The organism is Faecalibacillus sp. TM498, from assembly GCF_020589955.1.
Classification (GTDB): Bacteria; Bacillota_I; Bacilli_A; order Erysipelotrichales; family Coprobacillaceae; genus Faecalibacillus; species Faecalibacillus intestinalis.
The window spans coordinates 23,307-31,551 of record NZ_JAJDKB010000034.1 but is presented as its reverse complement, the minus strand read 5'-3'; the positions used below and the strand labels follow the sequence as shown (position 1 = coordinate 31,551).

Sequence of the window (8,245 nt, the reverse complement as noted above, 5' to 3'; positions counted from 1 at the left end):
TTGAAGGAAAGAGATATGATGTAGGGGATAAATTTGGATTTATCAAAGCAACAATAGATTTTGCATTAGATAGAGAAGATTTACATGATCAAGTAAGTAAACATATTCAAGATATTGTCAATAATAAGTAGTGATAGGAAGGTAATTTAAATTGGATATATATCAAACGGTTATTTCTCATTACCCTCATTGGAGTAAAATAGAATTAATTGCTGTAGTTATAGTAATGATTATAAGCTTTATTATTTTAGAAAGATTTTATAAAAAAGATAAAATAAATAAAATACAAATGTTTTTTTGTATTTTATTTATTATCTATTTATTACATGTTTATGGATCTACTGTTTTTTCTAGATTACCAAGTAAAAGAATATGTAAGTTAGAAGTATTTTGGTCATGGAAAGAAATATTAAATTCAATGAATACGACATATCCAAAATATGAATTGTTCTTGGAAAATATATTAAATGTTATTATGCTTTTACCTTTAGGTATCTTTTTACCATTAGTATATGGTAAAAAGATAGATTGGAAGGTAGGTTTATTGATAGGTTTTTGTATTTCTTTTTCTATTGAGTTGATGCAATTAATTTTATGTAGAGGAATGTTTGATGTTGATGATATTATTCATAGTAGTTTAGGTTTTTTAATAGGAATAGTAATTACAAACAAAGTATTGTTAATGAATAAAATAAACTAGCAGCCTTAAATTTAGAGGCTGCTTTTTTGCTATTTGATCTAAATTTTATGTTTACATTATTTGTATCTTGTACAATAATAAGATAAAAATAATGACTAACAACCAAGGTTGGTAGAAAGGAAAAAGTATATTGTATAAATATACAATATATTAGTAGTTAAAACATTGGATATATTTCAAACTATTATTTCTCATTATCCTAAATGGAGTAAAATAGAATTAATAACTGTAATTATTGTAATGATTATCAGTTTTATCATATTAGAAAGATATTATAAAAAGAATAAGATAACTAAAACACAAATGTGTTTTAGTATCTTATTTATTATTTATCTTTTACATGTTTATGGATCGACAGTATTTTCTAGATTACCAAGTACTAGAAAATATCAACTAGAAGTATTTTGGTCATGGAAAGAGATTATTCATCCTATAGGGAGATTAGGAACTGCTTCTAGATATGATTTATTTTTAGAAAATATATTAAATATTGTTATGCTTTTACCAATTGGTATCTTTTTGCCATTAGCATATGGTAAAAAGATGGATTGGAAGATTGGATTATTGATAGGTATTAGTATTTCTTTTTCTATTGAGTTATTGCAATTAGTTTTATGTAGAGGTTTATTTGAGTTTGATGATATTATTCATAATAGTTTAGGTTTTTTAATGGGCATATTGATAAACAATAGAATATTAAGAAAAAGTTGTAAATAAAAGTAAATACATGTCGTTCACGCACGAAAAGTAGCCGTTCGTGAACGAAAACAGTAAATAGATAACACAAGTTGTATAATAATAAGTGTTATCTATTTCTTTTTTTATAGAAATAAAAACGGATACAAAAAAGGAGTAACGAAAATGAGTAAAGTATTGGATACAAATCAAAGAGAACAGGCAGGATCAGATTCATATAATAGATTTGAATATCAAGTACATTGGATTGTTTATCATATTATTGAAAATTTCAAAAATGAAAAAATGTGTACAGTTTTTTGTGAATATCATGATGATATGGCTGAATACGATAAAGATAAAAATTATAGTTTTTTTCAAATTAAAACAAAAGAGAAGAATAATAATTGGACTATTTCTGAAATGTCAAAAAAAGCGAAAAATAAAAAGTCATTCCTTGGATTTATTTTTTATAATTTTTTAACTTTTGGGTCAGAGTGTAAATCATGTTTTTTTATTTCGAATATAGATTTTGATAGCGATGTAAAAAAATGGCAAGCATGTATCGAAGATAAAAAGAATATAAAAGAAGAAGATAATGAACTATATAATAAAATAAAATTTAGAATTAAAGATGAATATAAAAATGATAAAATTGATAATTTTGATAATGTATTTGATAAGTTTATTCAGAACACATTTGTATCAAAATCAAATTTACAGCTAGATACATATGAATCACAGACAAAAGGTGAATTTTTTGATAATATTACTAAAAATATATCTATGATAACAGCTCAAGCTATTTATAATCAATTGGTTGAAGATGTTAGGAAAAAAAGTAAAGAAAAGGTATATCCTCCTATTAGTTTTAGAAAACTTATTGATAAAAAAGGAATAGATATTAGTAGTATTAAGAATCAAATAGATTCAAAAATAATAAAGCAAAATGATATAGGGGGATTTTATTTCTTTTTAATTGATAAAGGAATAAGTAACGAAGATGTTAATAGAATTTTAGATGAAAAAAATCAGCATGATTTGAAATGGCAAAATATGTCAATGCTTAAATATCAGCAGATTATATTAGTATTGAAAGAAGTTATTGATAATAATTTTGAAAGAGGGATAGATCAGGTATATGAATCATGTGTAAAAAAATTAAATGATAATAAATATGAATATAAAATACAAATAGATAACTTAAGAAAGTTGGTTGAGGTACTTTATTATGAATATGAATATAGTAAGAGATAATATAAAAGAAAGACAATATCGTTTATTAATAAGAAATTTAAGAAAGCAAGAGGAAAAAAATAATGAAAAGATTATTATTAAAAAAGTTAATAGTCATAAGTAGAAGTGAGCAATCTTCTTTAGAAGTACCTTTTAAAAAAGGTTTAAATATAATACTTGGAGGAAATAAAACAGGGAAATCATCTCTTATAAAAAGTATTTTTACTGCACTTGGTTGTGATTGCTCTAAAATTGAAAAGGATTGGAAAAATTTGATATCAATATATTTGTTGTATTTTGAGTATGGAGATGAACAATACTGCGTACTTAGATGTGGTAAAGAGTTTAGTATTATGAAGGAAGAAAAAAACAATTATACTTGTGTAATTAATACTGAAAAATTTCAATTATTTTGCGATAAATTGATGGAAATATTCGAAGTTAATATGCAATGTGTTATATCAAATAATTCAGAGATAATTAATGTAACTACACCTCTTTTGTTTAGATTTCAATATATTGATCAGGATGATGGATGGTCTGATATAGGAAATGAATTCAAAAATGTAAGATATATCAAAGATTGGAAAGGCGATACAAATAAATTTATTACAGGATACTTAAATAATGATTATTATAAATTGAAGGCAAAAAAAATACAACTTAGCAATGATAAAGAAGAAAAATTGAAGGAACTCAAAAGCAATGAAATGTTTGTGAATAGTATATCTCATGATTTAAAAAAGAAAAGTCAACTAGAAAACTTAAATCAATTGAATACGGTTGATGACGTTCAAAAAAATTAATAAAATTAAGAAATGATACAGATGATTTAAGAAAAAAAGAATATTCAATTAAAGAAAAAATGATTAAACTTGATAATAATATTTTTATGAAAAAAATAGAATTAAATAATATTTATAAAAATATAGAAGAAACGCAAAAAGATATTTCGTTTGCAATGGAGCAAGATGAAGAAATAATTTGTCCAATATGTGGTACAAAGCACAAAAATTCTTTAAATGAGCAATTAAACTTGAGTGCTGGTTTAGAGAATAGTGAAAAATTAAGAAATATATTAGAAGATAAAATAAATGACTTTAAAGAACAGTTAATGAATTTTAATAACGAATATGAAGACATAAAAAATAAAATTTTAAAAAATGAAGAATTAATAAAAGATAGTAAAGAAATGTTATCATATGAAGAATTGTATAAGAATAAGGGAAAGTATGAATTATACAATAAATGCAAACAAGAGTTAGTAAAAATAGAAAGTAAATATAAGAATTTAATAGGTGAAATAGGAGCATTAGATGAACAAATAAAAGAAATAAAATCTAAAAAACGTAAAAATGAAATTACTATGCAATTAAAAGATAAATGTAAAACATTTGCAGAAAAAATTAATCTTCCATCAACATATATAAAATTTAGAGATCTAGTTCAAGTTATTGATCATACTGGTAGTGAAACACCAAGATTGGTTTATATGTATCAATCAGCGCTATATTTGTATAATTTAGAAAGAGGAGGAAATCCATTTAATTTTTATGTTATAGATACTCCGAATCAGCAAGGACAAGATGAAGATAACTTAGAATGTATTTTCAAATCTATGGAACTTTTGTTATCTAATAAAGGGCAAGTGATTGTTGGTACTGAAAGGAAAACAGGTCTAGAGGAAAAGGCTAATAATATAATTAATTTATCGACAAAAAGAAAATGTTTAAATAGTGAAAAATATAACGAACATATAAATCAATTGCAAAGTTATCAACAGATAATTACAGAATATATTAAAAGAAAAGAAATTGAAAATTAATGAATTTTACATGTTGGTAAAAGTAGGTAAGTAAGTTGAATATTAGGAATAGGGTAGCTGATGTTATAAAATTAAATTGTCATACTTATCAATATTTTTTGAAAATGGTAATTGTAGATGATTGGCAACATGTTTTTAAAATGATGTGAAAAAAGAAGAAATGGAAAATATAGATAAAAAATATAATTATACAAATATTGCAAATATATAAGTGGATGTGGGTAATAATGAGTTCAGTAGAAGAAAATATTAGAGATATAAATATTAATAGATTGCTAGAGGGTTATCAATATGGAGATTTACCAGAGGATTATTTATTAGGGAAGTATAAAGATAATTTAAGTTTACTTATAGATGATATCTTTGACAAAAATAATTTATATGATGTATTTAAATTTGATGATGATGGCTTGATCGATATTACAAAGTTAAAAAATTGTGAAAATCCTATGTATATCCATATGGATGGTGCTGAACCAATTAGTTTTTTTGATTTTAAAAAAAATGGGGTGTATCGTGAAATACAAATACCTAATCTTATTTATTATATCTCGTTTATTTATAATTCAATAAAAGCTTTTGATGATATTTTTGGAAAAATATATAATGAAGAAAATGATTTTACAAATTATTCAAATTCATATGTGGTTTTTGATAAAGAATTTAAGATTAGGCATGAATATTCCATGGAAGAAATTACAATTGTTAAAAATGAATTCGCTACAAAAAATAATAAATCAGTAAATCAATTGAGTAATAAAAAATTGGCGGATAAATATTTTGAGTTTTTAGATTCGAATTTATACGTATTAAAACTTGATATAGAATCATTTTATCCAAATATATACACACATTATTTAGAAAGAATAAAAAAGTATGCTCCTTATAAAGATTTAATAGAAAATAATTGCTATTTTGATTTTTTAGATAAATATAATATGAAGGTAAATTCAAATCAAACTAAAGGAATAATTGCAGGTTGTTTTTCATCAAATATTTCATCAGAGTTAATGATGTTATGCGTGGATAATGAGATAGAGAAAATAATAAAAAATGAAGATATTTCTTACATAAGGTATGTTGATGACTTCACTTTTTTTTCAAATTCAAAAGAAAGATTAGAAGAATTTATAGATTTGACACAAAAAATATTAAATAAATATAAATTAAGAATTAATCATTCTAAAACAGAAATCATGGAAAGTGTACTATATAATAATTCTGTAGATTTCAAACAAATTGATTTTGATTTTAATTCTTTAGGAAATATACGGGAAACAACAGATGAAATTAACCATTTGAAAAAGATTTTTAAAAATTATTTAGAAACTAATAATTTAACCGAATGTAAAATATTATTAACAAAAATTAGAAGAAAAATTTCCGATTTATTTTTGGAAAGATCTAGTAATATATTTGAAGCTTCAAATGATAGCTTTTTTGAAAAAGAACGATTCATGAAAATTGAAAATATGGACTATATTATTAACTATTTATTACAGTTGATATTTTATTCACCCGTTATTGCTGTTAATTGCTATAAACTAATAGCGATTATTATAGAATATTATAAGGTAGAAGATATGGATTATGTAAAACTTGTGAATTGTCTTTGCAAAAAAACACATTTAATTAATAATAGATATAATGACACAATAGTTCAAATTTGGCATTACTATATTTTAAATCAGTACAATAATGTTATAGATAAGAAAAAAATGTTTGAAGAATTGAAAATCACAAATGATAAACAAGATGCTGATATCAATCCACTTGTATTAATGACGTTTATTAATGTGGAACATGGAAGTAATAGGGACATTATTAATTATGTAAAAATCAGATATGAAAACCATGTTGGAAAAGTTGGTAAAAAACTTGGAGCAGGTATAATGTTTTCAAAATGGTGGCTGATTTTATTATTGGTACATATAAATGATAAATATAATTATCATTCATTTTATGAATCAAACGCTTTTAATAAAATATGGAAAATGTTATCAAACAATAATATTCTTGAAGACTGATTTATATTACATAAAGTAGATTTCTTTTGCCATATTCTATATGTGTATCACCAGAAGGAAGAGGATTACCAACTCAATTATCATTATTTGATGAAAAACAAGTAGCTGGTCATAAAAGATTAGTAGATGCTATTCATAGTAAAGGTTCTTTAGTGGCTGCACAATTATATCATGCTGGTAGACAAGCAAGTGAAGCCATTACTGGATTAGATCCATTAGCCCCTTCAGCAATTCCTTGTGGAATTTTACAAAATCATCCAAAAGAAATTACTCATGAACAAATGGATCGTATTAAAGAACAATTTAGACAAGCTGCAAGATGGTCTATTGAAGCAGGATATGATATTGTAGAAGTTCATTTTGCTCATGGATATTTATTACATTCATTTATGTCAACTCATACAAATCATCGAACAGATGAATATGGTGGAAGTTTTGAAAACAGAATCAAATATCCAATGGATGTTTTAAAAACTGTTATTGATGAAGTTAATGGAGAAGTGCCTGTACAAATTCGTATAAGTGTTGATGAATATGTAGATGATGGAATGAAATTTGAAGAGGTAAAAACAGTTTGTCATGTAGCTAAAGAAATGGGTGTAGCTTCTATTTCTTTATCAGCAGGATGTTATGATGCTGTTGAATATGCAATTCAACCAATGTTTATTCCTCAAGGATTTATTATACCTTTTGCTAAAGAATTAAAAGCAGAAATTGATATTCCTGTTATTGTTGCAGCAAGATTAAATGATGCACATTTAATTGAAAATGTTGTTGAAAATGATGAAGCAGATATTGTTGCTATTGGTAGAGGTTTAATTGCTGATCCATTATTAGTAGATAAAATTAAAGCACATGATTATGGTAATATTCGTTATTGTATTGCATGTAACCAAGGATGTATTGATCGTGTACTTGGAGGAATGCCTGCACATTGTATGGTCAATCCTGTAGCTGGTGAAGAGTTAACTTGTAAGTTAAAAGGAAAATCTGATAAAAAAGTAGTAATTATTGGTGCTGGTCCTGCCGGAATGGAAGCGGCAATTACAGCTGCTCAAAGAGGTATGAAAGTTACTGTTTATGAAAAAGGTGAATTAGGTGGAAAATTTAAAGCACTATCTACACCACCTGAAAAAGATACATTTACGATGTTTGATCGTTATTTAGTATCTCAAATGAAAAAATATAATATTGAAGTTATCAATAAAAAAGTAAAAGCTGATGATGAATTTGATGCTGATACAATTATTCTAGCAACTGGTTCAAAACAAATTGTTCCACCAATTCAAGGAATTGAACAAGAATTTGTTTTACAAGCAGAAGATGTACTAGAAAATTAAAAAGAATTAAAAGGAAATGTTGTCGTTATTGGTGGCGGCTTAGTAGGAACTGAAACTTGTAAGTATTTAGGAAATCAGGGAGCTCATGTTACATTAGTAGAAATGAAAGATAATATTGCTGATGGTATTGGAGCTACATTTATTGGACATATGTTTGCAAAACTTGCTGAGTATCAAGTAGATGTAAAAACAAGTGAAACAGTAAAAGAAATTAAAAATCACGAAGTTGTTTTATCAAATACAACTGTTCCATGTGATTATGTTGTTATTGCAGCTGGATATAAATCAAGAAATGAACTTGCTGAAGAATTATCTAAAAAATATGATGTAAAAGTTGTAGGAGATGCTTCATCACCTAGAAGAATTCTAGATGCAACAGCAGAAGCATATCGTGTAATTAACGAATTATAATATTTCCTATGAGGTTCAAATGAACCTCATA

The 8,245-nt window shown here is 25.0% G+C and carries 6 protein-coding genes and 2 pseudogenes; all 8 read left to right on the top strand.

What is annotated here, in order from left to right; genetic code table 11:
• A pseudogene (locus LJD32_RS10565) lies at nt 1–131 on the top strand (UTP--glucose-1-phosphate uridylyltransferase); the annotation flags it as partial.
• 20 nt (nt 132–151) lie between these two features.
• On the top strand, nt 152–700 hold the full coding sequence (locus LJD32_RS10560) for a VanZ family protein (protein ID WP_227392347.1): 549 nt from the start codon (nt 152–154) through the stop codon (nt 698–700).
• Between the two features lie 165 nt (nt 701–865).
• Complete coding sequence (locus LJD32_RS10555) at nt 866–1,417, top strand: VanZ family protein (protein ID WP_178812939.1); 552 nt, start codon at nt 866–868, stop codon at nt 1,415–1,417.
• 156 nt (nt 1,418–1,573) lie between these two features.
• Nucleotides 1,574–2,632: a dsDNA nuclease domain-containing protein gene (locus tag LJD32_RS10550; RefSeq protein WP_167693734.1), complete on the top strand. Its 1,059-nt coding sequence runs from the start codon at nt 1,574–1,576 to the stop codon at nt 2,630–2,632.
• Between the two features lie 62 nt (nt 2,633–2,694).
• Nucleotides 2,695–3,417, top strand: a complete 723-nt coding sequence (locus tag LJD32_RS10545; protein WP_227392346.1) for an AAA family ATPase — start codon at nt 2,695–2,697, stop codon at nt 3,415–3,417.
• A gap of 59 nt (nt 3,418–3,476) precedes the next feature.
• Complete coding sequence (locus tag LJD32_RS10540) at nt 3,477–4,436, top strand: hypothetical protein (RefSeq protein WP_227392345.1); 960 nt, start codon at nt 3,477–3,479, stop codon at nt 4,434–4,436.
• A gap of 227 nt (nt 4,437–4,663) precedes the next feature.
• The gene (locus tag LJD32_RS10535) at nt 4,664–6,463 is read left to right on the top strand and encodes an RNA-directed DNA polymerase (RefSeq protein WP_227392344.1); all 1,800 of its coding nucleotides are present in this window, start codon (nt 4,664–4,666) and stop codon (nt 6,461–6,463) included.
• Between the two features lie 26 nt (nt 6,464–6,489).
• A pseudogene (locus LJD32_RS10530) lies at nt 6,490–8,214 on the top strand (FAD-dependent oxidoreductase).
• Nucleotides 8,215–8,245 lie beyond the last annotated feature (31 nt).

What these genes read in the sequence shown, in the direction of transcription:
- LJD32_RS10535 (WP_227392344.1), top strand. Translation starts at nt 4,664, where the DNA reads ATGAGTTCAGTAGAAGAAAATATTAGAGATATAAATATTAATAGATTG.
- LJD32_RS10545 (WP_227392346.1), top strand. Translation starts at nt 2,695, where the DNA reads ATGAAAAGATTATTATTAAAAAAGTTAATAGTCATAAGTAGAAGTGAG.
- LJD32_RS10540 (WP_227392345.1), top strand. Translation starts at nt 3,477, where the DNA reads ATGATTAAACTTGATAATAATATTTTTATGAAAAAAATAGAATTAAAT.